Below are 517 nucleotides of genomic sequence, written 5' to 3'. Positions count from 1 at the left end.
GAAGGCGGAGTATGTGGTGAAGGCTCCAAGAAAGCCGGTGCCGGCAAAAATTTTTATGCGGTCCCACAGGGGGTGCATGCCACGTCGAACACTCCACGTGGTGATTAGGCCGCCCATGAGGAATGCGCCAACCATATTCACAAAAACGGTGGACACGTTGATGCCTGCGAAGGTGCTTGCAATGAGGGTGTCGATGAGGGCACGCGAGAGGGTTCCCAGCGCTGCGCCAAGGAACACGAGGAGGCCTGGTTTTATCTCGTACATAATCTCTCTACTTGCTGTGAGTGGTGCCGCCAGCCAGTCTACTCTTAGTGGTAGACGGGATTTTGGGGAGGTTCACGGCCATGTCTTGTTGCGAGTTGCCCGGCGAGACGCGTTCTGGGCTGTGGTCGAATCCGAAGACGATTTGGGCAGCACTGGCATTTTTCACTTTCTTCTTGGCGGTGTTTTCCACCGGGTCGCTGACGGCTGACGTGGTGGCGAAGCCGGGTTATTTGATGTTTGCGTCGGTGGTGGC

General features: G+C 56.5%; 2 protein-coding genes. One reads left to right on the top strand and one right to left on the bottom strand.

The window, feature by feature from the left end:
• On the bottom strand, positions 1–264 hold a 264-nt coding region (locus HMPREF1627_RS00885; RefSeq protein ID WP_034500363.1), incomplete at its 3' end, for a fluoride efflux transporter FluC.
• Positions 265–311: 47 nt separating this feature from the next.
• Between HMPREF1627_RS00885 and HMPREF1627_RS10655 the strand changes: the two genes are divergently transcribed.
• Positions 312–517, top strand: a 206-nt coding sequence (locus tag HMPREF1627_RS10655) for a hypothetical protein (protein ID WP_234305181.1), incomplete at its 3' end; no start/stop codon positions are given.

The organism is Actinomyces sp. S6-Spd3 (assembly GCF_000758755.1).
In the GTDB taxonomy this organism is placed as follows: Bacteria; Actinomycetota; Actinomycetes; order Actinomycetales; family Actinomycetaceae; genus Pauljensenia.
This window is presented reverse-complemented; position numbering and strand designations above follow the sequence as displayed.